We start from the raw sequence: 24,494 nt of genomic DNA, 5'->3' as shown, positions 1-24,494 counted from the left end.
ACATGGGCGGGGCTGACGCGCGGATCGTCCGCAATACCGCGCTGGTGATCGTTGCGCTGGTCGGCTTGCGGCTGGTCGCGGCCGCGTTCACGCCGATCACCTTCGACGAAGCCTATTACTGGATGTGGTCGAAGAACCTCGCCGGAGGATATTACGACCACCCGCCGATGGTCGCCTATGTGATCCGCGCCGGCACCATGATCGCCGGCGACACCGAGCTCGGCGTCCGCGTGTTCTCGATCCTGCTCGCGCTGCCGATGAGCTACGCGATCTACCGCTCCGCCGCCATCCTGTTCGGCGGCGCGCGGGTGGCTGCGACCAGCGCCATCCTGCTCAACGTGACCATGATGGCCTCGGTGGGCACGCTGATCGTCACGCCGGATGCGCCGCTGCTGGTTGCCTCCAGCTTCGTGCTGTTCTTCCTCGCCAAGGTGCTGGAGACCGGCCGCGGCGTCTGGTGGCTCGCCGTCGGCGCGGCGGTCGGCGCGGCGCTGCTGTCGAAATACACCGCGCTGTTCTTTGGCGCCGCGATCCTGATCTGGCTTGCGGCCGTGCCGAAACTGCGGCGCTGGTTCCTCTCGCCCTGGCCCTATCTCGGCGGTCTCGTTGCGTTCGCGCTGTTCTCGCCGGTGATCCTTTGGAATGCGGATCATCAATGGGTCTCGTTCGTAAAGCAGCTCGGGCGCGCCAAGATCGAGGACTTCCGTCCCGTCTTCATCGCCGAGCTGATCCCGACCCAGATCGCCTTCGCAACGCCGCTCGTCTTCATCCTCGGCGCGATGGGCCTGCACGCGCTGACCTGGCGCCGGGACGGCGCGCTGGCCTCGCGTGTGCTGATCGAGACGCTGTTCTGGACCATCGTCGTCTATTTCGTCTGGCATTCGCTGCATGCCCGCGTCGAGGCCAACTGGTTCGCGCCGGTCTATCCGCCCTTCATCGTTGCCGCGGCCGCCGCCGCCAATCTCGTGCAGTGGCAACCACGCGCGCAGCGCCTCGCGGATTTCTGCCTGCGCTGGGCCGCGCCCGTGGGCATCGTGATGTTTGCCGCGCTGATCGTGCAGGCCAACACCGGCTGGCTGTCGGGCTATCGCCGCGACGCGACGGTGCGCAGTGTCGGCGTCGGCTGGCGCGAGCTCGCCGCCGAGATCGAAGCGGCGCGCGTGCGCAGTGGCGCGACCTGCGTGCTCGCGCAGGACTACGGCACCACGGGCTGGCTCGCCTTCTATCTGCCGCGCGGCACCTGCGTGCTGCAGCAGAACCAGCGCATCCGCTGGGTCAACATGCCCGAGCCCGATCCAAAGCTGCTTGCCGGCAAGGTGATCTCTGTCGACGAGCTGCGCCCGGACGGCCATACCGCCCTCGACGAGCTCTTCGCGAAGGTGACGCAAATTGCGCAATTGCAGCGCAAGCGCGGGCCGCTCGTGATCGAGACCTACGGCATTGATCTGCTCGAAGGCGCCAAGGGCGACGTGCTCGACCGCTCGCCGCCGCCGGAAGCGCGGTAGGCGGCCCCAAAAATCAGTCGATCATCTCGGCCCTGGCGGTGGCCTGGCTCGGCCCGTTCTGGTCGCGCCAGAACCAGACGGTCACGACGCCGGAGCGGCCGCGGACCTGCGTGAGCAGGGGACCTGACAGAATGCCGTCGGGAGCGCCGTGGAAGTCGGCCGCATCCAGCAGCGTATCGGTCAGCGCGAGCCGCGCACAGTTCTGGGCGGCAACCTCCATCAAGCGGTTCGCGACGTTGACCGTGTCGCCCGTCGCCGTGATGTGCTGGTGGCTTTCGCCGAGGCGGGAGGCGACGATCGGGCCGAAATGCGCGCCGATCTTGAAACCAAGCTGGCCGCGAAGGGCAGGCGGCAGCGAAGCGATCCAGCGATCGACGCTGCGATACAGGTCGATCGAGCATTGCAGCGCGCGCGCCGCGTCGTCGGGCATCGCGTGTGGCAGTCCGAACAGGATCATGGCGCCGTCGCCGAGAAAGCCGGTGATCAGGCCGCCGCAATCGACCGCGGCCTTGTCGATCAGCGCGTGAAATGCCCTCAGCAGATGCTGCAGCTCGTCCGGATCGATCCGTTCGCTGAGCGTCGTGAAACCGGAGAGATCGATGAAGACGACGGCCGCATCCTGCCGGACCGGCCTGGACAGGAAATTCGGATCGCGCGTCAGCCATTCCTGCACGGCGGGCGCCTGGAATTGCGCCAGCGACCTGCTCTTGGCGGCAAAATATTGCGTGCGGCGGCCGCCGGCCCACAGCTGCACGCCGGCAAAGACCGCGACCGGCGGCACCGCGGCGGCAAGTGTCGTCGCGGCGTTCAGCCAAACGCCGTGCGTGAAGGCGAACAGATTGAGCCCGGCCCAGGCGATCATCACCGCGGCTGCCGCGATGATGCCGGGCGCGCTGCGCCGCCAGGCGAGCAGGCCGACCAGCAGCATCGGCAAAAGGATCGCGGTGAGCGCGTCGGCGATGTGGACCTTGCGGTCGCGCACGATGCCGTCACCGGAGACGAGATGGGTGATCGCGGTCGAGATCACCTCGACGCCGGGCATCAGGGAATCGAACGGTGTCGGATAGAAGTCGCCGCCGCCGGCGACCGCGGCGCCGATCACGACGATGCGGTTCTCGATCGCCGCGCGATTGAGCGTGCCGTCGAAGATGCTCTGCGCGCTGACGGTGCGGATGGTGCGGCGCGGGCCGTAATAGGTGATCGGCAGCGCGAAATCGCTGTCGGTCGAGACCGCGCGATCGCCGAGCATGAGATGATCCGGCGCGATCGTCAGCGGCTTGTCGAGCGCGCGCGCCGCGACGCGCAAGGGAAATGACAGCTCGACCTTGTCGCGGGTCCGGAACAGCATCGGCACCGAAAGTGGCGAGCCCGACTGCCCCGTCGCGACGTTGACGACTCCGACCTCGGCGTGATCGGCGAAGGCGGGCAGCGGCAGCAGGAAGCGCTCGGCCTGTGGCAGCGCGGCGAGGGGACCTTGGGTGCCCGGCTCCACGGTCTCGCTGGCGGTCGGGAAGATCGCCGCGGCGGCGAGCACCATGGGACCGGTGGCGAGCGTGTTGGCCAGCGTCGCGTCGCCGATCGCAGCGCTGCGGTCGACCAGCAGCAGGTCGATCGCGACGACCTTCGGCTTGAACTGCACGATGGTGTCGACGACGCGCGCGAGATCGGCGCGCGGCAGCGGATAGCTGCCGCCGCGTTTCACGACGGTGTCGTCGATTGCGACGATGGTGACGAGATCGGGCGGAGCCTGCACGCCGCGGACCTGGGTCCGCCAATCCGTCAGCGTCGCCTCGAGCCGATCGAGAAAGCGCAGATGACCGTTGGCGTGGCCGGCATAGATGCCGGCACCCCACAGCGCGGTGAGGACGAGTGCCACCAGGATCTGAACGCGTCTAGTCATTACGTACTGCAATCTTCTTTGTCGCCCGGGCGTTGCTGCGCGGGCCTTAATTGTCCAGGCCTTATTGACCCAGTCTTGCCATCAGCGCGTCGACGCGCGGCTGGCCCCAGGTCTTGGCGGTCAACGGGCCCGTTGCCTCGACATCGACGCCTTGGCCCGGTCCGAGCACGACGCCGCGTCCACGAGCCCTGCGGCTCACACCGACACGGCCGTCAGCATCGAAGACCGCGGTCTTGGCCTCAGCCACATCGACGGCCCATTTGGTCCCGCGCACTGCGGCGATCGCCTGCGGCGTCAGCACCTTGAAGGGATTGCCGCCGGGCTTCTTGGGCACCTCGATCAGCAGCGCCTTGCTGCTCAACTCCACGGAGTCAATATGTCCGTCGCGGTTGGCGTCCTTAAGTTCAAATCTGGCGCCGTTTTCCGCAACGATGGTGATGCCGTTGTCGCAGCGCCAGACTTGCGTGCCCGCAGCCGATGGCGATGCCGTGCAGCCGACATTGACAGCCGGCTGTGCATTCGCAGACCCGATCAACTGAAACAACCACGCCAGAGCGAAAATACCGGCGCCCGCGATCCCTCTCATGCCAGCCTCCGTTTGCGTGCTTGGCACAGTTCAAAGCGATGTTGATACGGTACCGTATCACACGCAGAGGCTGCTGAAAAGTGCCGCTCTCGGAGCTATTTCCTCGGTGCGGTCTTTTCCAGTCCGGCGCGATCAACTTTCGGTCAGGGCGCCGTGCTGCGTGAGCACTCTGTGCGCGATGTGTGATGTGGGACGGGCTCTGCCGCCACCCTGCTGACACCCGCTGGAGAGGGCAGCGCGCACCAGCCTCGCGCAACGCTTCCCCGCTATTGTCCGGGTATTGAAGACCACGAAAACGACTTGGTTGGATGGCCTTAGAGGGGCGGCCTGTGACGTCCGTCCAACGTGCCGAACCGGCCGAGAATTATAGTTAACAGACGCTCCTAAGTCCGTAGTTCTGCGGACATTTTTCTCGAAATGGGACAGCGTTAACGCGGTGCCTCACATCTGCCCGAACTTAATCTGCATTTAACTAAAAGTCGCCTTAATGACGCTCCGACCTCCTGCGAGATGCTGTTCCCGGATCGTGACCAGCGGCACTTCGAAGGGGGACTGAGTGACACCGTCCTGGACGCAAGGCGAATGAGTACGAGTATCGCTGCGCAGAGTAACGCGGCACGGAAGTCCAAGAATTCTCTTCGGAAGCCTTCCCGGAAAATGACCACCACCAATTGGCTGGGCGCCGCGGCGATCGGCTGCGTCGTGATGGGCGCCGGCTGGACCATCTACAGCAACGTCCTCGGCGCCAGCGTCTATCCGACCGTCGGCAGCATTGGCTACGACGAGCCCGTGATCAAGCGCGCGCCCAGGGTGGCGCTGCGTGAGGCCGGCGAGGCCATCAGGGACACCTTTGCGCTGCTGCCCGACCGGCTCCAGGTCGCAGCCCCGATCTCGCGCGAGATGTTCAACGAGCGCTTTGCCGCGGCCGCGACCCAGGGCGTGGCGTCGAATGCGAGCGCCGCCCCCGCAACCCAGGTCGCCGTCGCCAAGGAAGCGTCGAAGGACGCCCCCAAGCAGAGCGTGATCGCGAAGGTCGCGGACGCGCTGAAGCCGGCGGCACCAGCCAAGATTGCCGACAAGTCTGCGGACAAGGCCAAGCGCGCGCCGGATGCGCAGATACAACTGGCTTCGGCCGATCCGGCCGAGATCGTGCCGGCGCCTGAGGCGAAGCCGAAATCGTTTGCCGATCGCGCCAAGGCCGCGGTGATGTCGATCACCGGTCCGCGCCAGTCGATGGTCGAGAAGCTCTGGGGCAAGCGCGAGCCGTCCGGCGGGCTGCTGGCCTATGCCTCGGCCGATGCCAGCGTGACCGCGTCCATCGCGCCGAGGGAGCAGAACCCCATGCTCGGCGGTTCGGCGCCCTATGAGCGCGACACGGCGGTCTACGACATCACCGCCAAGATGGTTTACCTGCCCGACGGCACCAAGCTCGAGGCGCATTCCGGCCTCGGCTCCAATCTCGACGATCCGCGCTCCTCGCGTGTCCGCATGCGCGGCGTGACGCCGCCGCACATCTACACGCTGAAGCCGCGCGAAGCGCTGTTCCATGGCGTGCCGGCGCTGCGCCTGACCCCGATCGGCGGCGAGAGCGCGATCTACGGCCGCGACGGCTTGCTCGCCCACACCTTCATGCTCGGGCCTAACGGCGATTCCAACGGCTGCGTGTCGTTCAAGGACTATTACGCGTTCCTCGACGCCTACCGTAACAAGGGCATCCGCAAGCTCGCGGTGCTGTCGCGGGTCGAGTGAGCTCAGTCAATTCGCGATGATCTCAAAGGGCCGCTTGCAGGGGCCCTTTTCTTTTCTTCTCTTCTCTTCTCTTCTCTGCTTCAACCCGGCCAGCACTGTCCGCCGCCGTCGATCCTCAGCACCTGGCCCGAGACGAAGGCGCCCATGGGACCGGCGAAGAACTCGACGACGCGCGCGACCTCGTCGACGGTTGCGATGCGGTCGAGCGTGCCGGTCTCGACCATCCTGTCGGGGTCCACCGCGCGCGTGCCGAGGAAGCGGCCGGTGCGGGTATCGCCGGGCGCGATGCAATTGACGGCGATGTCGTAGGGGCGGAGCTGGTCGGCGAGGCATCGCGTGTAGTGGGTTACGCCGGCCTTCGACACCGCGTAGATCGAGCCCTGGGTGCGGCCCTTGAACGCGGCGACCGAACCGAGCGTGACGATGCGGCCGCGGCGCCGCTCCATCATTCCCTTCGCGACCGCCTGGCAGGTCAGGATGGTCGAGAGCAGATTGCGCTCCAGCACCGCGCGCACATCGGCCTCCTTGATGTTCACCGCGTCGTTCGGGTCCGGCTTGCCGCCGGCGGCTGCGATGTCGCCGCCGGCATTGTGCACGAGAATGTCGATCGGGCCGAGGGCTGCTTCCGTCTCGGCGATCACGCGCGCGATGTCCTCGCCCCTGGTGAGATCGCCGAGCACGCGCTGGCTGCGGACGCCGAATTGCTCGCCGATCTCTGCGGCGACCGCGGTGAGGGTGGTGCCCTCGCCATATTCCGCCGGCCCGTTCTCGCGCATGCCGTGGATGGCGACGTCGGCGCCGAGCGCGGCGAGCTTCTCTGCAAAGGCGCGTCCGAGCCCGCGTCCCGCGCCGGTCACCAGCGCCACCTGTCCTGACAATACTTTCCCGTCATGTGCAGCCATGATCTTCTCCTGTTATGAAACGTCAGTCCGCCGCGAGATCGAGCCCGATCGCCATCGCCTGCACGAGGCACATCGGTGCGACCAGCGTGCGCAGCGCCGGCTCGGGCATGTCCTGGATCTCGAACACGACGCTCGCGCCTTCGACGATCGGGCTCAGGAGGCTGTCGGTGATGGAGATCGTGGGCACGCCTCGCGCAACGAGTTCGGGAAACAGCCGCGCCGTATCCGGATAGTAGTTCCGGAAGCTGATCGCGACCAGCGCGTCCTCCGTGGTTGCGGCATGCGACTGCTCGTGGATGCTGCCGCCCGTGCCGTCGAGCAGGACGACGCGGCGTCCGAGCTTGCGCAGGACGTAGGCGAGGTGGGTCGCAACCGGAAACGAGCCGCCGAGGCCGAGCAGATAGATGTCGCGCGCCTTGGCGAGGATCGCGGTGGCGGCGTCGAGCTCGCGCGCATGCACGGATTGACTGAGCGTCACCAGCGACGATTGCGCTTCCGAGACGAAGCGCGACAGCACCGCGGCGGGCTGGCGGCCGAGCACCGATTTCTCCTCGCTCTTCATGCGCGCGAGCCGCGCCTTGTAGCTCGGCGCGACGCCGGCGACGAGGCGGGAGCGGAACACCTGCTGCATCTCGGTGAAGCCACCAAAGCCGAGCGCATGGGCGAAGCGAACGATCGCCGAGGGCGGCACGCCCGAGCGCTGCGCCACCTCGGCCACGGTGCCGAGCGCGACATCGGTCGGGTGATCGAGCACGAACTCCGCGATCTGCTGCAGCCGGCCGGATAGCGCCCGGTGCCGCTGCGCAATGGCGCCGCGCAGCTCGTCGTAGCTCATCGCGCCTTGTGCCTCGTTCATCGTCTCGGGTCTCCGGATCGGTCGCCTGTTTAACGGCATTTCACCGTTTGGATCAAATATTCCACTTTACATAATAAATGGAATGAATATTCTAATCGCAGAAAAAAGCAAAAGACTTCGAAAACGGGAGGAAACGATGAGAGGGCGTCAGATCTCACGGCGAAGCGTTCTGAAGGGCAGCTTGATGGCGAGCGTCATCGGCTGCACCGGCAGCTTCTTCGGGCCGTGGAAAGAGAATCACGCGTGGGCGCAAGGCGCGAAGCCGATCAAGCTCGGCCTGACCTGCGACGCCAGCGGCCAATACGGCAACAGCGGCCAGGATGATTTCCGCGGCATCAAGATGGCGATCGACGAGGTCAACGCCAAAGGCGGCGTGCTCGGCCGCCAGGTCTCGTTCATCACCGCGGATACCGAGACGACGCCGGCCACCGGCAGCCGCGTCGCCGAGCGGTTCATCACCCGCGAGGACTGCACCATCCTGATCGGTGCGCTGCATTCCGGCGTCGCCAACGCCATCACCCAGGTCGCCAGCAAATACGGCGTGATCTACATGAACACCAATTCCTCCGCGCCGAGCGAGGCCGGGGAGAATTGCTCGCGTGTGAAATTCGTCTGGGACGGTAACGGCACCAATTTCTCCAAGGCATCGGTCAAGAACGCAGTCGATTCCATCGGCAAGAACTGGATGCTGCTGACCAATGACTACGTCTGGGGTCACACCACGTCTGCCGCGACCAAGGCGCAGGTCGAGACTGCCGGCGGCAAGATCATCGATAATCTGCTGGTGCCGCAGAACACCCGCGACTTCACCGCCTACCTCCTGAAGATCCAACAAGCAAAACCCGACGTGGTCGCGACTGCGATCGGCGGCGACGACATCAAGGCACTGCGCGAGCAGGTGGCGCAGCTCAAGCTCGACGGCAAGCCGGCCTGGATCAACAACCAGCAGGACTGGCCCGATGTCTGGGGCGCGCCCGACAGCCTGTTCGGCGTGTTCGGCACCACCTGGTATCACAAGCTGCAACTGCCCGGCGTCGCCGACTTCGTCAAGAAATGGCAGGCCGCCAACAAGGACGGCCCGATCCCGGTGCCAGGCAACGTCTCCTACAACGGCTACATGAGCACGCGCGAACTGCTCCGTGCGATCGAGCGGGCAGGGTCGACCAACAACGTCAAGATCATCAAGGAGATCGAGAACCTCAAGGTCTCGGCAACCGATCGCATGCAGCATTTCGACGCTTACATGGATCCCGTGACGCATCAGATGCAGCAGACGATCTATCTGGCGCGGCGCAACGCCAAGCCGGCCGACAACACCGATCTGTTCGAGATCATCAGCTGGACCGAGCCGAAATCGGCAGCCGATGACGCTGCTCCCGGCAAGTGCAAGCTCACGCCCTACGAGCAGGTGCCGACCGTCGACTCCTAGCGACGGTGCGTCGCGTCGTGGAACGAGCGGCGCGCATGTCGCGCGCCGCAGCCCGGGCCTTTGAGGGCTTGGGGGAGCAATGCCAGTTGCGAGAGTCAAAACCTTGTTCGACCTTCTTCCGCATCTCCTGAATGGCCTGACGCTTGGCCTGTTGTTCGCGCTGATCGCGCTCGGCTTCATGCTCATTGTCGGGCTGATGGAGCAGATCAACCTTGCGCATGGGTCCCTGTTCGCGCTCGGGGCCTATGTCGCCATGCAGCTCACCGGACCGCGCCCGCCACTGCCAGCCGATCTTGCCAAAGCGTGGCTCACGCTGCCGCTGGGCTGGCGCTATGCCGCGACGCTGGTGATCGCGCCCGTGATCGTGAGTCTCGTCGGGATGCTGATCGAGCTCTGCATGCGGCGGACCTACGGCAAGGACCCGCTGTACGGGCTTCTCCTGACGTTTGGCGCAGCGATGGTGATCGAGGAGTTGATCCGCCTGGTCTGGGGGACGCGGGACTATGTGCTGCAAGTGCCGTCCGCCATCAATGGCGGCTTCCTGTTCGGCGATCTGATCTGGTCGACCTATCGCTTCTACGCCGCCGGCATTGCGGCGGGGATCATCGGCCTGGTCTGGCTGCTGATCGAAAAGACCTCATTCGGCGCAACCGTCAAGGCCGGCGCTCATGACAGCGAGATCGTCCGGGCGCTCGGCATCAACCTGTCGCGATTGCGGCTGCTGGTGTTCGTGTTCGGCACCATGCTGGCCGCGATCGCCGGCATCATCGTCGCGCCGATCTGGGGCATTCGCCCGCATATGGGCGTGGATGCTGTCATCCCCGCGTTCCTGGTGATCGTGCTCGGCGGCGTCGGCAGCTTTTGGGGCGCCGTCGTGGCGGGGCTGCTGGTTGGATTATGTGTCGGTCTTGCCGGCGCCTACGCGTCCGAATGGTCGCTGTTGTCGATGTACATCCTGCTCGTCGCCGTCGTGACGTTCCGTGCACGCGGCCTGTGGGGCAAGAAAAGCGTGCTCGAGGCCTAGGGAATGATTGTGGGATCAAGTTCTTCATCCGACGCCGCGCGCCTCGTCACGCCGACGATGCTGGTGCTCTGGCTCGTACTTGCAACGGTGCCGCTCTGGATCTCGCGGATCGGGCTCTATCCTTATCTCGGGATCGAGATCCTGATCTGGTCGCTCTATGCGCTCGCGTTCAATCTGGTGCTGGGCACGGCCGGACTGCCGTCGTTCGGACATGGCGCCTATTTCGGCATCGGCGCCTATGCGTTCGGGCTGTGCCAGCTCGACATTGTCGCCAATCTCTGGATCTGTCTCGCTGCCGCGGCCGTGGTCGCGGGGCTTGCCGGCGTGCTGGTGGCGCTGTTCATCTCGCATCGGCGCGGCATCTATTATGCCTTCATGACCATCGCCTTCGGCCAGATCTTCTGGACGCTGGCGATCAAGTCGCACCGGATCACCGGCGGTGAGGATGGGCTTCTCAAGATTAAACGGCTGCCGGCCGATTTCGGGCTGGTGTCGTTCGATCTCACCGACAATGTCGCGTTCTACTATTTCGTGCTCGCGGTCTTCGCGGTCGGTACCGCCGTCTTGTGGCGGCTGGTGCACTCGCCCTATGGCCGCGTTGTCGCTGCGATCAGGCAGAGCGAGGTTCGCGCCGCCCATCTCGGCTATAACGTGTGGCTCTACAAGGCGTCGGTGTTTGCGCTGTCGGCGGCCGTGTCCGGTTTTGCCGGCGGACTGTTCGCGATGGCGCAGCTCGCCGCATTCCCTGACGTCATGAGCCTGCATCAATCCGGCTACGTTGTGATGATGACGCTGGTCGGTGGCGGGCTCGTCAGCTTTTGGGGGCCGGTGATCGGCGTGTTTCTCTTCCTCACCGCGCGCGACGTGATCGGCGCGCTGACCAATGCCTGGATGCTCTATTTCGGTCTGCTGTTCATTGCGATCGTGCTGTTCCGCCCCGAGGGCATCGCCGGCGCGCTCTCGGCCGCCGCGCAGCAGCACTCACTCAACGCGCTGCGGCGGCGCGGCACCTCCGCGATGCGACTGCTGGTCGGGGGCGGGCGATGAGCATGATCGAGGCCGCGGGTGTGCACGTCCGCTTCGGCGATCGCGTCGTGCTGGAAAGCGTCGATCTCGCGGTTGCCGAGGGCGAGTTTCACGGCGTGATGGGTCCCAACGGCGCGGGCAAGACCACCTTCTTCAACGTCCTCACCGGCAGGGTGAAGCCGAGCCGCGGCCGAGTCCTGCTCGGCGGCGAGGATGTCACGGGATTGAGCCCGCACCGCATCGCCGCCAAGGGCATCGCCCGCTCGTTTCAGATCATGACCCTGTTCGACGAATTCTCCGCCCGCGACAACGTCATGATGGGCTTGCCCGCGTTTCGCGCCCGTGGCCTCGATATCGCGCGGGCGGCGGCTGGAGACCGCAGGTTTGCCGAGCAGGCGTCCGAAGCGCTTGCTGCGGTGGGGCTTGCCGACAAGGGCGATATCCGCGCCAAGGACCTGTCCTATGGGGACCGCCGAGCACTCGAGATCGCGGTCGCGCTGGCGCAGGCCCCGCGCGTGCTGTGCCTGGACGAGCCGACCTCCGGCCTCGGCTCCGACGGCATGCAGCGGCTGGCCGCTCTGGTGGCGCGCCTGAAGGGCCGGCTGACCATCGTCGCCATCGAGCACGACATGGAGTTCCTGTTCTCGCTCGCCGATCGCATCTCGGTCATCCATTGGGGCCAGGTGGTAGCGCGCGGCACGCCGCACGAGCTGCAGCAGAACGAATGGGTGCGTCGTTCCAATCTCGGGAAGTTCGCATGATCCTCGAACTGGATGGGGTCGATACCTTCTACGGCGAGACCCAGGCGCTGTTCGGCGCCTCGCTCGCTATCGAGCACGCCAAGGTGTTTGCACTGCTCGGGCCCAACGGCGCCGGCAAGACCACGATGCTCCGCTCGATTCTCGGATTGACGCGGCCGCGCCGCGGCGCCGTTCGTTTCGACGGGCATGACGTGACGCGCGATCCGACCCACGAGATCGCGCGCGCCGGCATCGGCTGGGTGCCCGACGACCGGCGGCTGTGCCCGACCTTGTCGGTGGCGCGTAACCTCACCATCGCGCAGAAGCGCACGCGCTTTCGCAACTGGAGCGTCAAGGAGGCCGCCGCGATCTTCTCGCCGCTCGAATATCTCATGGAGCGCGACTGCGAGAACCTGTCGGGCGGCGAGATGCAGATGGTCGCCATCGCGCGCGCGCTGGTCGGCTCGCCGGGACTGGTCCTGTTCGACGAGCCGAGCCAGGGTCTTGCGCCAAAGATCGTCGGCGACGTGCTCGCCACCATTTTGCGCATGAAGGAGGAGGGGATCGCCTCGCTGGTCGTGGAACAGAATGCGGAGATCGCGCTGTCGGTCGCAGACCACGCGGCGGTGATCGATCGCGGCCGGATCGTCTGGACTGGCGAGGCCGCGACCTTGCGCGATGATCGTGGCCTTCGTCAGCGCTTGCTGGGAGTACAATAAGTGGCCGCACCGCTGCTCGTTCTCGATGATGTCCGCAAGGTCTACAGCAGGGGCCGCGTCATCCGCCGTCCGACGTTCACGCTTCAGGCGAACCTGTCGCTGGAGGAGCCGGGCATCGTCGGCGTGGTCGGGCCGAACGGCGCCGGCAAGACGACGCTGTTCGAGATGATGACCGGCTCCAACGCGCCGACCTCGGGGCGCGTGCTGGTCGCGGGCACCGATATCCATGGCGTCAAATATCGCGAGCGCGACCGGCTCGCGATCCACTATCACCAGTCCTATCAGGTCAGGCGGTTCCGCAAGCGCATTCCGTCCGCCTTGCTGGCGCCGTCGCCGACAAAAACGCCGCTGGTTCATTTGTTCGACGAACCGCAGTTCAACCTGCAGGACGGCTATATCGGCTTCATGCTCGATTTCTTCCGCAAGCTGCGCGACGAGGGCAGGCTGGTCATCCTCTGCATGCATCCGACAGCTAGCTGGCACCTCGACATCCTCGCCGAGATCGCCGGGCAATTCCTGTTCGTCGCCGGCGGCGGGGTGACGCGGATGACGGACTTCCGCACGCTCGCCGCCGAGCCGCGCTTCCGCCTCTATCTCGGACCGGAGATGACGCGCGCCGCGGACGCCATCTGTCACAGCTCGACCTAAAAGGAGACTCTGTTGGCCTATTCGAACACGCAGCTTTTCATTGCCGGCAAATGGCGCCCGGCCCATTCTGGCAAAGTGATCGAGGTGCGCAATCCCGCGACCGAGGAGGTGATCGGCATCGTCGCGCATGCTGGCCAGTCCGATCTCGACGAGGCGCTCGCGGCCGCTTCCGCCGGCTTCAAGATCTGGCGCAATGTCGCGCCGTTCGAGCGCTGCCGGATCATGCGCAAGGCCGCCGCGATCATTCGCGAGCGCAATGACGAGATCGCGCCGCTGCTGACGATGGAGCAGGGCAAGACGCTGGGCGAGGCCAGGATGGAGGCGATGGCCGCGGCAGATGTCATCGAGTGGTTCGCGGAGGAGGCCAAGCGCGCCTATGGCCGATTGATCCCCGCGCGCGGCCCCGGCATCTACCAGATCGCGATGAAGGAGCCGGTCGGCCCGGTCGCCGCGTTCACGCCGTGGAATTTCCCGATCAACCAGGTCGTGCGCAAGCTTTCCGCAGCGCTCGCTGCCGGCTGCTCGATCATCGTCAAGGCGCCGGAGGAGACACCAGCTTCGCCCGCGCAGCTCATTCGCGCGTTTGCCGACGCGGGCGTGCCCGATGGCGTCATCAACCTCGTCTACGGCGTGCCGTCGGAAATCTCCGAATATCTGATCCCGCATCCGGTGATCCGGAAAATCTCCTTCACAGGCTCGACCCATGTCGGCAAGCAGCTCAACGCGCTCGCGGGCCTGCACATGAAGCGCGCCACCATGGAGCTCGGCGGCCATGCGCCGGCGATCGTCTTTGGGGATGCCGACGTCACGTCGGCCGCGAAGATCCTGGCGGCGGCGAAATATCGCAACGCTGGCCAGGTCTGCATCTCGCCGACGCGGATGCTGGTGCAGGACGATGTGTTCCGCGAATTCGTCGACAAATTCGTCGACAGCGCCAAGGCGTTCAAGGTCGGCAACGGCCTCGATCCCGAGTCCAAAATGGGCTCGCTCGCCAATCCACGCCGCGTCACCGCCATCGAAGGCATGGTGCAGGATGCCGTCGGCAAGGGCGCCAGGCTCGAGACCGGGGGCAAGCGTGTCGGCAACAAGGGGCACTTCTTCGAGCCGACCGTGGTGAGCGATGTGCCGAAGGATGCGCGCGCGATGAACGAGGAGCCGTTCGGCCCGCTCGCCCTGATCTCCCGCTTCTCGTCATTCGACGACGTGGTCGAGGAGGCCAACCGGCTGCCCTTTGGCCTTGCCTCTTACGCCTTCACCAGCTCGGCCAAGACGGCGGCTGCGATCGGCGCGGCAGTCGAGGCCGGCATGATGTCGATCAACAGCTTTGGTCTGGCGCTGCCCGAGGTGCCGTTCGGCGGCATCAAGGATTCGGGCTATGGCTCGGAAGGCGGCACCGAGGCGATGGAGGGCTACTTCAATACCAAGTTCATCAGCCAGACGGGCGTGTGAGAAGGCGTTGTACGCGAGGCCGCGCGATCATCGCGCGGCTTAGCGCTTGACGAAAACCAGGTTGCAGGCACGCGCCTCGTTGCGCTTTCCGCTGCCACGGGTGCGATCGAACTGCGCATCGACCGTAAAGGCGTAAGGCGAGCCGGGTGCGAGGTTGTTGAGTGTGTAGGTGCTTGCCCCCGTCGTGCCGCGTGCGCTCAAGGTCGTCTTGCCGTCCTGCGGGATCTGGCCGTCGATCTCCAGCCGATTGACACCGCCCGGACCCTGCACCTCGGCGTGAAACACGCCATTGGTCACGGTGGCGACCAGAGGCCTGGTGAAGCCCTGCGCCTTGCCGGAAGCCGGGCAGTTCAACGTCACGTCCCAGCTGCCGTCAAAATCCTTGCTGCCGGTGGTTCTGGCGTTACCGCTCGGCGCGACCGCCACTTTCTGCTTCAGGCCTTCAATGCGTGCCTTGGCGAGGGTGGCGAAGATGCAGTTCGGGAATCTCGCGAGATGATCCTCAAAGGCACCCAGCGTGCCGATGCCCTCAGCAGCCTTCCAGTGCGCCTCGGCGGCCGCGCAGGGATCGGCCTTCGGTGCAGCTTGGGGGGCCGCCGGTGCGACCGTGACCGTTACAGGCCCGTTCAGGTAGAACTTGCCGATGATCGACAGCGAGAGCTCCGGCAGCTGGGTCTTGCCGCTGGAGTCATAGACGTCGCTGCTGATGTCGCGAAAGACGTCGCCGATTTCCTGCGGCTCCTCGATGTGCTTGAGGAACGCGGTCGTGTAGGGGCTGTTGCGGCCGGTGCCGTCGGCGGCGACCTGGCCTGATTGCGTCGAGAACGACACGATCGTGCCGCGCGGCGCCTCGACTTTCGACAGGCCTCGTCCGATCGAGGCGGCGCGGGTCGAGCCGGCAGAGCGCTTCAAGGTTTCGGCCAGCGGATTGTCGCGGCAGGAATCGAGCACGAGGATGCGCAAATTCTTGGCCTGCTGCAAATCGTTCACGATGTCGTCGACCCGCACGAAGCGCTTGAGGTCTGCTTCATCCGTCAGCACGGCGTCGACAGGCATCAGATAGTTCACGCCGTTGTACTGCATGGCATGGCCGCTGTAATAGAACATCGCGACGTCAGCCCGGCTCGCGGCGCGCGCGAAGCGGATGGTCAGGTCCTGCATGTCGGCCTGGCGCAGGTCGATACCCTGGAACACCTCGAAACCGCTGCGCTTGAGCGAGGCTGCGACGTCTTCGGCGTCATGCGACGGGTTGGGAAGCTGCGCTGTAGAGACATAAGCGCCGTTGCCGATCACCAGCGCGACCCGCGTGTCCGCCGATGCGGGGGCAAGGCTCAGCCCAAGACTCAGCCAGAGGGCGAGGAGGGGCAGGAAAAAATGACGCAAAATTCCAGAAGGAGCACGCATGAATGCCTTCCAGGGGAAATATCGAAAAATATCCCCCAGATTAGCGCATGCCGCGTCGGTATCAATGCCCTCGCCGTGGGCCCGTCAGATTTGGCGACCGTGACATCCTGTCACGCCGGGTTTGCCGCCACCGTCTTGCGCAGCTCCATCTCGGTCGCAATCGCATCCCGCACGCTGGGCCGCGCCTGCATGCGCGCGAGATAGGCCGACAGGCTTGGCCATTGCGCGATGTCGACGCCCGCGGGACGGAGCAGCAGCAGGGCCCAGGTGAGGTGAGCATCCGCGACGGTGAAGCTGTCACCGACGAGGAATTCGCGGTCCGCGAGATGCGCCGATGGCACCGCCAATGTCTGCGGGATCCTTGCACGCGGTTTGGCGAGCGAGCCGTCGTCCTTGTACCAGAAGGTCGGAAACAGGAATGCCTTGTGGATCTCGGTGCCGATGAAGCTCAGCCATTCCTGCAGGCGGTAGCGGTCGGGATCGCCGAACCGGGGCGCGAGACCCGCCTCCGGCTTCGCATCGGCGATGTATTGCAGCACCGCCGCGCTTTCGGTCAGCCGTTCGCCGTTCTCCAGCACCAGGACCGGCACCGCGGCCTTCGGCGACACGCCGCGGAAATCGCCGTCGTCGTCGGCGACCGTCTTGGTCCGGAGATGCACCAGATGATAACGCGCATCGAGGCCGGCCTCCATCAGCGCGATGCGGCTCGCAAGCGAGCAGGCCATCGGCGAGAAATAGAGCTGCAGCATCGCGTTGCTCCGTTATTTCAGCGCATCGCCGCGCGCGATGATCGCGAAGCGGTCGGATAGCTCGGCGAGTGCAACCTCGTGGATGGTCCGGGCGTCCAGCGTGCCGCCGCGGCCGTCGGGCAGGTCGCGCGTGGCACAGGCATCGGCGTCAACAGTCGCGCGAAAGCCGAGGTCGAGCGCGGCACGGGCGGTGGAGCTGACGCACATATGCGTCATGAAGCCGGCCAGTACGATGTTCTTCCTGTCGGTTGCGGCAAGGCGCGCCTGCAAATCAGTGCCGGCAAATGCATTGGGCAACTCCTTCTCGATCACCAGCTCGCCGGCACGGGGGCTCAGCTCGGCGACGATGGCGCCACGGTCGGCGCCGCGATCGAACAGGCTGCCGGCCTTGCCGCGATGGGCGATATGGATGATCGCGGCTCCGCTCTCGCGCGCCCGTGCCAGGAGCGCAGCCGCTCGCGCGATCGCGGGCCGGGCGTCGGGCAAAGCGAGGGGACCAGCGAGATATTCGTTCTGGATATCGATCAGCACCAGCGCGGCGTCGCCAAGACGCGGCGGGTCGAGATCGGCACCGGCGAGCTGCAGCAGGGTCTTTGCGGTCGTCATGGTCTGGAAATCTCCGGGGCAAAAGGCTGCACAAACATAGCCCCGGGAATGCCTGCTGATATGCAGGGATATTGCAGCGGGTGGCTGCGATATTGCAGGCCGCTCCCGGCCGGTATAACCTGACGCAATGAACTGGGACGATCTGCGCATCATCGCTGCCGTCAGGGACGAGGGCACCTACGCGGGCGCCAGCGCGCGGCTGCGCATCGACGAAACCACGGTCGGGCGCAGGCTGTCGCGCATCGAGCGTGCGCTCGGTTTGCGTCTGTTCGAGGCGGCCGACGGCGTCCGCAGGCCGACGCGGAGTTGCGAGGCGGTGCTGGCGCATGTCGAGGCGATGGCCGCACATGCCGCCGAGATCGGTCGCGTCGGCGCGAGCCTGGCAGGTCCGGTGGGCCGCCTGCGCATCGCCTCCACCAACACGTTCGCCGAGGAGGTGCTGTCGCCGCGCGCGAGCGACTTCCTGCGCGCCAATCCCGGCCTGACGCTGCAATTCCTCACCTCGAGCGAGAACGTCAAGTTCTCGCGCTGGGAGGCCGATCTCGCCATCCGGCTGCGCAAACCCGACAAGGGTGACTTCGCGATCTCCAGGCTCGGCGAGATCCGCATTTATTATTTCGAGCCTGTTGCGACCGAGGGCGAACCAGTGCTGTGCGCCTATCCGGACGAACTCGGTGCCATTCCCGAGATGCAATTCCTGCGCATGAAGCAACCCCGCGCGCGCTGCGTCACCGACAACGTTCGCGTCATCCGTAACCTGATCCGCGCGCATCGGGCCGCCGGCGTGTTGCCGGAATATGTTTGCGCGGACTTGCTCGGCGATCGCCGCCTGCGCGCCACGCTGCTGCCGAAGCGGCGCGACGCCTGGCTGCTGGTGCAAAACCACCTCAAGCGCGATCCCGCGACGCGTGTGACGATCGACTGGGTGAGGGCGTGTTTTCAGGAAACGTCGCGCGGTTGACGTCACATCGCATTGTGATCATCGCGTCACAGTGCGGAGTGCGTGACGAAAAATCTTGGCTTTCCCCCTTGCAACCCGAACGTGCTTCGTCTATTAGCGCCCTCCTTCGCTAGGCCATGGGTTCGGGCTCTCTGAGATCCCGACTGGCGCGGGCCGCTCTGCGGTTTCGTGTTCCGCCGAATGAAGGGCAAACGCAGGACGTAGCTCATGGAGAGCGTCGGGCTGAACACCCGAAGGCATCGGTTCGATTCCGGTCTCTTGCACAAAGGATAGCTCAGTTTGGTAGAGCAGATGACTGTTACTCATCCTGTCGCGGGTTCGAATCCCGCTCCAGCGCTCCGTTTCAGCCTGAAAAGCTGATACCTCTGACGAGGACCGGACGCGCGCTTCAGTCGCAGTCCGGCCGTTTTGCCGAAAGGCTTTCCGTCCGAACCTAGACACTGTGAGACCGGCTTTGCGCCGCGGGTCGATACCGCTTGCGCTGATGCCGGGTGGCTCCGCATGACCGCTCGACACGCGTCGAGCGATCGCGCGCGTGCGCCCGTCATCATGCAAGCTCAAGCCCCGGCCCGCTGATTTCCCGGGAAGCGTCGTCCGCGTCCTCACGTCCTTTGCAAACGAAACCTGCTGTCCGGCATCCGGCCGGGCGCAAACGAAGGAGGCGTGCCATGACCTGGCACTTGCTGATGCTGAACGTGACGGTGAAGGATGGCGAGCGTGCGTTGCTCACGCGCAACGGACAGCTCGTGCGCGTGCTCGCGCCCGGCAAGCATCGCTTGTTCGATCCCCTGCACGAGCTGAAGGCCGAGGTGCTCGACGTGGTGCGCAGCGAATTCCCCGCGGATCGCTACGCGGTGCTGAAGGCCGCGCGGCCTGATCTGGCCGCTGAGCTGTTCGAGGCGATCGAGACCAAGGCGGACGAGATCGCCATCGTCAGCCTCGACGGCCGGCCCGTGCATCTGATGACGCCCTGGCAGGTGCGCGTCTACTGGAAGGTCGCGACCCGCATCGATGTCGAGCGCATCGATGTGTCCGCCGATCCCCGGGTTGGCGCGCGGCACCTGACCATGATCGAGCGCAACCGCTCGACCGTCGTGATGGAAGCGGTGGTCGAGAACCACGAGGCGGGCCTGCTCTATGTCGAGGGCCGGCTCGTGGAGCGGCTTGCGCCCGGCCGGCACGCCTTCTGGACCGTCGGCCGCAAGATCGAGGTGAAGCGCCTCGACCTGCGGCCCCAGGCGGTCGAGATCACCGCGCAGGAGATGCTGACCAAGGATCGCATCGCGCTGCGGGTGACGCTGACGGCGTTCCGCAGGATCGTCGATCCCGAGCGCACGGTTGCGACCGTGCCCGACGTGGATGCGTGGCTGTACCGGCTGGTGCAGTTCGCGATCCGCGAGGCGGTGGCGGGCCGGACGCTGGACGAGGTGCTGTCTGCGAAGGCGGCGCTGGATGCGGAGCTGCGCGACTATGTGCGTGCACGCGTCGCGGAGTCCGGCATGGAGGTGACCGAGCTCGGCGTCAAGGACGTGATCCTGCCCGGCGAGATCCGGGAGCTGGTGAACAAGGTGGTGGAGGCGGAGCGGGTCGCGAAGGCGAACCTGATCCGTCGGCAGGAGGAGACCGCGGCGACGCGTTCGCTCCTGAACACCGCCCGCCTGATGGAGGACAACCCCCTGCTGCTGCGGCTCAAGGAGCTGGAGTCGCTGGAGCGGCTGGTCGAGAAGGTCGGCCGCATCGACCTCCACGCCGGCAACGGCGAGGGCCTCGATGCCCTCCTGACCCGGCTCGTGCGCCTGAAGGCGCCCGAGATTGCATGAAGCAGAAGGGCCGCCCACGGGCGGCCCTTCACATGTTCATTGTCGACGCTTGCGATGAACGCGTGCGCGCGCCTGTGCGACCAAACCATGCGTGGGTATTGCACGCGCGCGAAGGTTGCGTAATCTCACGGTGACGACCACAATCTCGATCATGGCAAGCGAATGACCACTCTTCAGCAAACGATCCGCCCTACGGCCCGGCCGCGGGAATGGAAGGCGATCGTCGTCCTGATCCTGATGATCCCGGTGCTGTGGTCGCCGCCGTTCCTGTTTCGCTTCTTCCTGTATCAGCCGTTCAACATCCCGTCGGGTTCGATGGCACCGACGCTGATGGTCGGCGACTACGTCTTTGCCGCCAAATATGCTTATGGCTACGGCCGCTATTCCTTCCCTTTCGCGCCGTCCTGGATCTCGGGCCGTGTCTTTGCCGCCGAGCCCGAGCACGGTGACGTCGTCGTGTTTCGCGCGCCAAAGGACACCTCGGTCGACTACGTCAAGCGCGTGGTCGGGCTGCCCGGCGACCGCATCCAGATGCGGCAGGGACAGCTTGTCCTCAATGACAGACCGGTGACGCGCGTCGCGCTCGCAAACGGGCTCGCCGGCACCGCCTGCGGTCTGGATGGCAGCGTCAAGGTCAAGCGCTGGCGCGAGACGCTGCCCAATGGCAATTCCTACATCACCTACGACTGCGTCGAGAACGGCTACTACGACAACACCAATGTCTACACCGTGCCGCCCGGCCATTTCTTCGTGCTGGGCGACAACCGCGACAATTCGAGCGACAGCCGCGTGATGGCAACGATGGGTTTCATCCCGATGGACAACCTCGTCGGGCGGGTGACCCGGATCTTCTGGTCGCTCGATGAAGACGGAGAGCCGCACATGGAGCGGCTGGGGAAGGTCTGGTGAGGGGCCCTGTCATTCCGGGCTCGCGCTCCGCGCGCCCCGGAATGACGGGGGAGAGAGTTTGCCCAAAACAGAAACCCCGGCATCGCTGCCGGGGTTTCGCATTCCGTGTTGTGCCAGAGCTCGGCGCTTAGAAGTCCATGCCGCCCATGCCGCCGCCCGGGGGCATCGCCGGACCGGCGCCGCCCTTCTTGGGCAGCTCGGCGACCATGGCTTCCGTGGTGATCAGGAGCGCGGCAACCGAGGCTGCGTTCTGGATCGCGGTACGGACCACCTTGGTCGGGTCGATGATGCCCTTGGTGACCAGGTTGACGTACTCGCCGGTCTGGGAGTCGAAGCCGTAAGCGTAGGTCTTGTTCTCCAGGATCTTGCCGACGATCACCGAACCGTCTTCACCGGCGTTGATCGCGATCTGGCGAGCGGGAGCCGACAGCGCCTTGCGCACGATCTCGACGCCGGTCTTCTGGTCGTCGTTCTTGGTGCGCAGACCCTTGAGCTGCTCGGAGGCACGGAGCAGGGCGACGCCGCCGCCCGGGACGATGCCTTCCTCGACAGCCGCGCGGGTCGCATGCATCGCGTCATCAACGCGATCCTTGCGCTCCTTCACCTCGACCTCGGTCGCGCCGCCGACGCGGATCACCGCGACGCCGCCTGCGAGCTTGGCGAGACGCTCCTGGAGCTTCTCACGGTCGTAGTCCGAGGTGGTCTCCTCGATCTGCGCCTTGATCTGGGCCACGCGCGCCTCGATGTCGGCCTTCTTGCCGGCGCCGTTGACGATCGTGGTGTTCTCCTTGTCGATCATCACCTTCTTGGCGCGACCGAGCATGTTGAGCGTGACGTTCTCGAGCTTGATGCCGAGATCTTCCGAGATCGCCTGGCCGCCGGTCAGGATCGCGATGTCCTGCAGCATGGCCTTGCGGCGATCGCCGAAGCCCGGAGCCTTGACGGCCGCGACCTTCAGACCACCGCGCAGACGGTTCACGACGAGGGTCGCAAGCGCTTCGCCTTCGACGTCCTCGGCGACGATGACCAGCGGCTTGCCGGTCTGCACTACGGCCTCGAGCAGCGGCAGCAGCTCGTTCAGCGAGGAGAGCTTCTTCTCGTTGATGAGGATGTAGGCGTCGTCCATCTCAACGCGCATCTTGTCGGCGTTGGTGACGAAGTAGGGCGAGATGTAGCCGCGGTCGAACTGCATGCCCTCGACGACGTCGAGCTCGGTCTCGAGCGACTTGGCTTCCTCGACGGTGATGACACCCTCGTTGCCGACCTTCTTCATGGCGTCGGAGAGGAACTTGCCGATTTCGGCATCGCCGTTGGCGGAGATGGTGCCGACCTGGGCGATCTCGTCGTTCGAGGTGACCTTCTTGGAGTTCTTGACGAGGTCGGCGACCACGGCTTCCACGGCCAGGTCGATACCACGCTTCAGGTCCATCGGGTTCATGCCGGCGGCAACCGACTTGGCGCCTTCACGAACGATCGCAGCCGCGAGCACGGTTGCGGTGGTGGTGCCGTCGCCGGCCGCGTCAGCCGACTTGGAGGCGACTTCGCGCACCATCTGCGCGCCCATGTTCTCGAACTTGTCGTCGAGCTCGATCTCCTTGGCGACGGTGACGCCGTCCTTGGTGATGCGGGGAGCGCCGAACGACTTGTCGAGGACGACGTTGCGGCCCTTGGGGCCGAGCGTCACCTTGACGGCGTTGGCGAGGATGTCGACGCCACGCAGCATCTTGTCGCGTGCATCGACGCCGAATTTGACTTCTTTAGCTGACATCTGGATTTTTCCTTAGGTGTTTAGCTGGTGGGGAGAGGGGGCTCTTAGGCCGCCTTCTTCTTGGAAGCGGGGACGTCGAGGACGCCCATGATGTCGCTTTCCTTCATGATCAGCAGGTCGACGTTGTCGATCTTGACCTCGGTGCCGGACCACTTGCCGAACAGCACGCGGTCGCCGACCTTCAGGTCGATCGGGATCAGCTTGCCAGCTTCGTCGCGGCCACCGGGGCCGACGGCGACGACTTCGCCCTGCGAGGGCTTTTCCTTGGCAGTGTCGGGGATGATGATGCCGCCGGCGGTCTTCTCTTCTGCGTCGATACGCTTGACCACGACGCGGTCGTGAAGCGGACGGAATTTCATGCAGTCCTCCTAAGTAGTTGCACGGTATGGGAATTTTTTGGCGTTAGCAGTCTGTGCCAGCGAGTGCTAGCACAGGCGAGGCTGAAATAGGACAGGAATTTTGCGGGGGCAAGGGCTTCTAGCAGAAAAATCGGCACTCTGAAGGCCCGGGTGCCAGAATCTCTTTACCATCGTTAACCCGCCCGGTGACCGTATTAGCACGGAGCCGCCTCTGCTGCTAAAGCATTGAATTTCAACAGCTTGTTAAACTTTTAGGCTTGAGATGGATTGTCAGTTTGCGTCACATTTCTCTCATGTGAGCGCATCAGTACCGGGTGGCTCGTAAGGCGCACACCGACCAAGCCGCCCCTTGAATGCGCTCCTGCAAAGGAGGTTGGCATGGGCTTGCGGAGTGGGGGCGTTTCCGAAGATTTCCGGAAACAGCTTTTGGGTTACGGGCTGACGACGGCGCAAATTCTCTATCGGATGCCCGATCATCCCTCGCTTCTCCAGACCTACGTCTGGCAGAACTACGACATGTTTCCGAAATTTCCGGCGCTGAAGGATTTCCTGGCGTTCTGGCAGGAGAAGCTCGACGGTCCGCTCCATTCGGTCACCGTCGCGCATTCCAAGCTGATCAAGCCGGCCGAGCTGCGCGCCGTGGATGGCGTGTTCCGGCTGCATTGAACAGCGCGCCGGCATCGTAGAGTGGGCAAAGGCGCGCTCGCGCCATGCCTACCATCTCTCCACGATTGCATCTGGCAATGGTGGGCACGCTTTCGCTTTGCCCACCCTACGATATCTCGTTCTGTGCTAGCCTCCGCCCATAACAACAGGGAGGCGGCCCATGGCCAAGAAAACAAAATCGCGCAGTGCAGCCCAGGCCGCGGTGAAGAAGCGGAGCGGAGCCAAGGCCGTGGCACGATCCTCGGCGCGCAAGGCGGTGAAGGCGAAGGCGCGCACGACACCGGCAAAGGCCGTTCCGAAAAAGCCCGCGCGTCCCAAGCAGCGCATCGCCATCAGCCATCACCGCGAGGAAGACTTCAAGGCCGACGGCCTGCGCACCTACGCCAAGTACCGCGACCTCGGCATCGCCGAAGCCAGCCACGGCCTCGCGCAAGCCCACGTGATCCGCCTGCAAGGCCCCTGCGATCCGAACGAGGTGTCGAAGCTGCACTTCCACGACGTCGAATTCCAGATGGTCTACGTGCTCAAGGGCTGGGTGAAGACCTACATGGACGGCCAGGGCGAGACCTTGATGAAGGAAGGCAGCGCCTGGACCCAGCCGCCGAAGATCAAGCACATGATCCTGGATTATTCGGATGACGTGGAACTGCTGGAGGTGATCCTGCCGGCGGAGTTCAGGACGGTGGAGTTGAAGAGCTGATGTCATTCCGGGGCGCGCG

The 24,494-nt window shown here is 65.1% G+C and carries 23 protein-coding genes and 2 tRNA genes; 16 read left to right on the top strand and 9 right to left on the bottom strand.

Features of this window, described 5'->3' with window-relative positions:
• Window positions 1–2: 2 nt before the first annotated feature.
• Window positions 3–1,505, top strand: a complete 1,503-nt coding sequence (locus tag AB7535_RS20860) for a glycosyltransferase family 39 protein (RefSeq protein WP_085404348.1) — start codon at window positions 3–5, stop codon at window positions 1,503–1,505.
• A 13-nt stretch (window positions 1,506–1,518) separates the two neighbouring features.
• Here AB7535_RS20860 and AB7535_RS20855 read toward each other — a convergent pair whose 3' ends face one another.
• On the bottom strand, window positions 1,519–3,405 hold the full coding sequence (locus AB7535_RS20855; RefSeq protein ID WP_085404349.1) for a CHASE2 domain-containing protein: 1,887 nt from the start codon (window positions 3,403–3,405) through the stop codon (window positions 1,519–1,521).
• Between the two features lie 61 nt (window positions 3,406–3,466).
• On the bottom strand, window positions 3,467–3,991 hold the full coding sequence (locus AB7535_RS20850) for a FecR domain-containing protein (RefSeq protein ID WP_439036807.1): 525 nt from the start codon (window positions 3,989–3,991) through the stop codon (window positions 3,467–3,469).
• 657 nt (window positions 3,992–4,648) lie between these two features.
• Between AB7535_RS20850 and AB7535_RS20845 the strand changes: the two genes are divergently transcribed.
• On the top strand, window positions 4,649–5,740 hold the full coding sequence (locus AB7535_RS20845; RefSeq protein ID WP_085404350.1) for a DUF2778 domain-containing protein: 1,092 nt from the start codon (window positions 4,649–4,651) through the stop codon (window positions 5,738–5,740).
• An 80-nt stretch (window positions 5,741–5,820) separates the two neighbouring features.
• Here the strand turns inward: AB7535_RS20845 and AB7535_RS20840 are convergent, their stop codons facing one another.
• Window positions 5,821–6,642 carry an SDR family NAD(P)-dependent oxidoreductase gene (locus AB7535_RS20840; RefSeq protein WP_085404351.1) on the bottom strand — a complete coding sequence of 274 codons (822 nt, stop codon included), beginning with the start codon at window positions 6,640–6,642 and terminating at the stop codon, window positions 5,821–5,823.
• A gap of 22 nt (window positions 6,643–6,664) precedes the next feature.
• A complete protein-coding gene (locus tag AB7535_RS20835; protein ID WP_085404352.1) occupies window positions 6,665–7,498 on the bottom strand; it encodes a MurR/RpiR family transcriptional regulator in 834 nt (277 codons plus the stop codon).
• A 136-nt stretch (window positions 7,499–7,634) separates the two neighbouring features.
• Between AB7535_RS20835 and AB7535_RS20830 the strand changes: the two genes are divergently transcribed.
• The 7 genes from AB7535_RS20830 (at window position 7,635) to AB7535_RS20800 (ending at window position 14,533) form a co-directional block, all read left to right on the top strand.
• Complete coding sequence (locus AB7535_RS20830) at window positions 7,635–8,927, top strand: ABC transporter substrate-binding protein (protein WP_245344239.1); 1,293 nt, start codon at window positions 7,635–7,637, stop codon at window positions 8,925–8,927.
• Window positions 8,928–9,030: 103 nt separating this feature from the next.
• A complete protein-coding gene (locus AB7535_RS20825) occupies window positions 9,031–9,951 on the top strand; it encodes a branched-chain amino acid ABC transporter permease (protein WP_085404354.1) in 921 nt (306 codons plus the stop codon).
• A gap of 3 nt (window positions 9,952–9,954) precedes the next feature.
• Window positions 9,955–10,998 (top strand): branched-chain amino acid ABC transporter permease, encoded by a 1,044-nt coding sequence (locus tag AB7535_RS20820; protein WP_439036806.1) that lies wholly within the window; start codon window positions 9,955–9,957, stop codon window positions 10,996–10,998.
• Window positions 10,995–11,738, top strand: a complete 744-nt coding sequence (locus tag AB7535_RS20815) for an ABC transporter ATP-binding protein (protein WP_085404356.1) — start codon at window positions 10,995–10,997, stop codon at window positions 11,736–11,738. Before AB7535_RS20820 ends, AB7535_RS20815 begins: the two co-directional genes overlap by 4 nt.
• Entirely contained in the window at window positions 11,735–12,436 is a 702-nt protein-coding gene (locus tag AB7535_RS20810) for an ABC transporter ATP-binding protein (RefSeq protein WP_085404357.1), read from the top strand. Before AB7535_RS20815 ends, AB7535_RS20810 begins: the two co-directional genes overlap by 4 nt.
• Entirely contained in the window at window positions 12,437–13,084 is a 648-nt protein-coding gene (locus AB7535_RS20805; protein ID WP_085404358.1) for an ATP-binding cassette domain-containing protein, read from the top strand.
• Between the two features lie 12 nt (window positions 13,085–13,096).
• Complete coding sequence (locus AB7535_RS20800) at window positions 13,097–14,533, top strand: NAD-dependent succinate-semialdehyde dehydrogenase (RefSeq protein WP_085404359.1); 1,437 nt, start codon at window positions 13,097–13,099, stop codon at window positions 14,531–14,533.
• Window positions 14,534–14,572: 39 nt separating this feature from the next.
• Here AB7535_RS20800 and AB7535_RS20795 read toward each other — a convergent pair whose 3' ends face one another.
• The 3 genes from AB7535_RS20795 to AB7535_RS20785 all read right to left on the bottom strand — a co-directional run bounded on the left by AB7535_RS20795 (window position 14,573) and on the right by AB7535_RS20785 (window position 17,292).
• Entirely contained in the window at window positions 14,573–15,937 is a 1,365-nt protein-coding gene (locus tag AB7535_RS20795) for a caspase family protein (protein ID WP_085404360.1), read from the bottom strand.
• A gap of 110 nt (window positions 15,938–16,047) precedes the next feature.
• Window positions 16,048–16,686: a glutathione binding-like protein gene (locus tag AB7535_RS20790; protein ID WP_085404361.1), complete on the bottom strand. Its 639-nt coding sequence runs from the start codon at window positions 16,684–16,686 to the stop codon at window positions 16,048–16,050.
• Window positions 16,687–16,698: 12 nt separating this feature from the next.
• On the bottom strand, window positions 16,699–17,292 hold the full coding sequence (locus tag AB7535_RS20785; RefSeq protein WP_439036805.1) for a cysteine hydrolase family protein: 594 nt from the start codon (window positions 17,290–17,292) through the stop codon (window positions 16,699–16,701).
• Window positions 17,293–17,419: 127 nt separating this feature from the next.
• On the opposite strand from AB7535_RS20785, the gene AB7535_RS20780 reads away from it, so the two are divergent.
• The 5 genes from AB7535_RS20780 (at window position 17,420) to lepB (ending at window position 20,982) form a co-directional block, all read left to right on the top strand.
• Window positions 17,420–18,253, top strand: a complete 834-nt coding sequence (locus AB7535_RS20780; protein WP_085404363.1) for a LysR family transcriptional regulator — start codon at window positions 17,420–17,422, stop codon at window positions 18,251–18,253.
• 193 nt (window positions 18,254–18,446) lie between these two features.
• Window positions 18,447–18,516, top strand: a tRNA-Phe gene (locus AB7535_RS20775).
• Between the two features lie 4 nt (window positions 18,517–18,520).
• Window positions 18,521–18,586, top strand: a tRNA-Asn gene (locus tag AB7535_RS20770).
• A gap of 335 nt (window positions 18,587–18,921) precedes the next feature.
• Window positions 18,922–20,073: a slipin family protein gene (locus AB7535_RS20765; RefSeq protein WP_085404364.1), complete on the top strand. Its 1,152-nt coding sequence runs from the start codon at window positions 18,922–18,924 to the stop codon at window positions 20,071–20,073.
• Between the two features lie 162 nt (window positions 20,074–20,235).
• Window positions 20,236–20,982, top strand: coding sequence for a signal peptidase I (gene lepB, locus AB7535_RS20760; RefSeq protein ID WP_085404365.1), 747 nt, complete (start codon window positions 20,236–20,238; stop codon window positions 20,980–20,982).
• Between the two features lie 127 nt (window positions 20,983–21,109).
• On the opposite strand, the gene groL is transcribed toward lepB, so the two are convergent.
• Window positions 21,110–22,750, bottom strand: coding sequence for a chaperonin GroEL (gene groL, locus AB7535_RS20755; RefSeq protein ID WP_071912538.1), 1,641 nt, complete (start codon window positions 22,748–22,750; stop codon window positions 21,110–21,112).
• Window positions 22,751–22,794: 44 nt separating this feature from the next.
• Window positions 22,795–23,109: a co-chaperone GroES gene (locus AB7535_RS20750; RefSeq protein WP_008139213.1), complete on the bottom strand. Its 315-nt coding sequence runs from the start codon at window positions 23,107–23,109 to the stop codon at window positions 22,795–22,797.
• A gap of 378 nt (window positions 23,110–23,487) precedes the next feature.
• Between AB7535_RS20750 and AB7535_RS20745 the strand changes: the two genes are divergently transcribed.
• Both AB7535_RS20745 and AB7535_RS20740 read left to right on the top strand, forming a co-directional pair.
• Complete coding sequence (locus AB7535_RS20745; RefSeq protein WP_014494242.1) at window positions 23,488–23,775, top strand: usg protein; 288 nt, start codon at window positions 23,488–23,490, stop codon at window positions 23,773–23,775.
• Window positions 23,776–23,935: 160 nt separating this feature from the next.
• Window positions 23,936–24,475: a cupin domain-containing protein gene (locus AB7535_RS20740; protein ID WP_085401601.1), complete on the top strand. Its 540-nt coding sequence runs from the start codon at window positions 23,936–23,938 to the stop codon at window positions 24,473–24,475.
• Window positions 24,476–24,494 lie beyond the last annotated feature (19 nt).

It is taken from the genome of Bradyrhizobium sp. 956_D2_N1_4 (genome assembly GCF_052076025.1).
Taxonomy (GTDB): domain Bacteria; phylum Pseudomonadota; class Alphaproteobacteria; order Rhizobiales; family Xanthobacteraceae; genus Bradyrhizobium; species Bradyrhizobium barranii.
This window is presented reverse-complemented; position numbering and strand designations above follow the sequence as displayed.

Bases quoted from the DNA above. Each gene is read 5' to 3' on its own strand.
- AB7535_RS20860 (WP_085404348.1), top strand. From the start codon at position 3: ATGGGCGGGGCTGACGCGCGGATCGTCCGCAATACCGCGCTGGTGATC.
- AB7535_RS20855 (WP_085404349.1), bottom strand. From the start codon at position 3,405: ATGACTAGACGCGTTCAGATCCTGGTGGCACTCGTCCTCACCGCGCTG.
- AB7535_RS20850 (WP_439036807.1), bottom strand. From the start codon at position 3,991: ATGAGAGGGATCGCGGGCGCCGGTATTTTCGCTCTGGCGTGGTTGTTT.
- AB7535_RS20845 (WP_085404350.1), top strand. From the start codon at position 4,649: ATGACCACCACCAATTGGCTGGGCGCCGCGGCGATCGGCTGCGTCGTG.
- AB7535_RS20840 (WP_085404351.1), bottom strand. From the start codon at position 6,642: ATGGCTGCACATGACGGGAAAGTATTGTCAGGACAGGTGGCGCTGGTG.
- AB7535_RS20835 (WP_085404352.1), bottom strand. From the start codon at position 7,498: ATGAACGAGGCACAAGGCGCGATGAGCTACGACGAGCTGCGCGGCGCC.
- AB7535_RS20830 (WP_245344239.1), top strand. From the start codon at position 7,635: ATGAGAGGGCGTCAGATCTCACGGCGAAGCGTTCTGAAGGGCAGCTTG.
- AB7535_RS20820 (WP_439036806.1), top strand. From the start codon at position 9,955: ATGATTGTGGGATCAAGTTCTTCATCCGACGCCGCGCGCCTCGTCACG.
- AB7535_RS20815 (WP_085404356.1), top strand. From the start codon at position 10,995: ATGAGCATGATCGAGGCCGCGGGTGTGCACGTCCGCTTCGGCGATCGC.
- AB7535_RS20810 (WP_085404357.1), top strand. From the start codon at position 11,735: ATGATCCTCGAACTGGATGGGGTCGATACCTTCTACGGCGAGACCCAG.
- AB7535_RS20795 (WP_085404360.1), bottom strand. From the start codon at position 15,937: ATGCGTGCTCCTTCTGGAATTTTGCGTCATTTTTTCCTGCCCCTCCTC.
- AB7535_RS20790 (WP_085404361.1), bottom strand. From the start codon at position 16,686: ATGCTGCAGCTCTATTTCTCGCCGATGGCCTGCTCGCTTGCGAGCCGC.
- AB7535_RS20785 (WP_439036805.1), bottom strand. From the start codon at position 17,292: ATGACGACCGCAAAGACCCTGCTGCAGCTCGCCGGTGCCGATCTCGAC.
- AB7535_RS20780 (WP_085404363.1), top strand. From the start codon at position 17,420: ATGAACTGGGACGATCTGCGCATCATCGCTGCCGTCAGGGACGAGGGC.
- AB7535_RS20765 (WP_085404364.1), top strand. From the start codon at position 18,922: ATGACCTGGCACTTGCTGATGCTGAACGTGACGGTGAAGGATGGCGAG.
- lepB (WP_085404365.1), top strand. From the start codon at position 20,236: ATGACCACTCTTCAGCAAACGATCCGCCCTACGGCCCGGCCGCGGGAA.
- groL (WP_071912538.1), bottom strand. From the start codon at position 22,750: ATGTCAGCTAAAGAAGTCAAATTCGGCGTCGATGCACGCGACAAGATG.
- AB7535_RS20750 (WP_008139213.1), bottom strand. From the start codon at position 23,109: ATGAAATTCCGTCCGCTTCACGACCGCGTCGTGGTCAAGCGTATCGAC.
- AB7535_RS20745 (WP_014494242.1), top strand. From the start codon at position 23,488: ATGGGCTTGCGGAGTGGGGGCGTTTCCGAAGATTTCCGGAAACAGCTT.
- AB7535_RS20740 (WP_085401601.1), top strand. From the start codon at position 23,936: ATGGCCAAGAAAACAAAATCGCGCAGTGCAGCCCAGGCCGCGGTGAAG.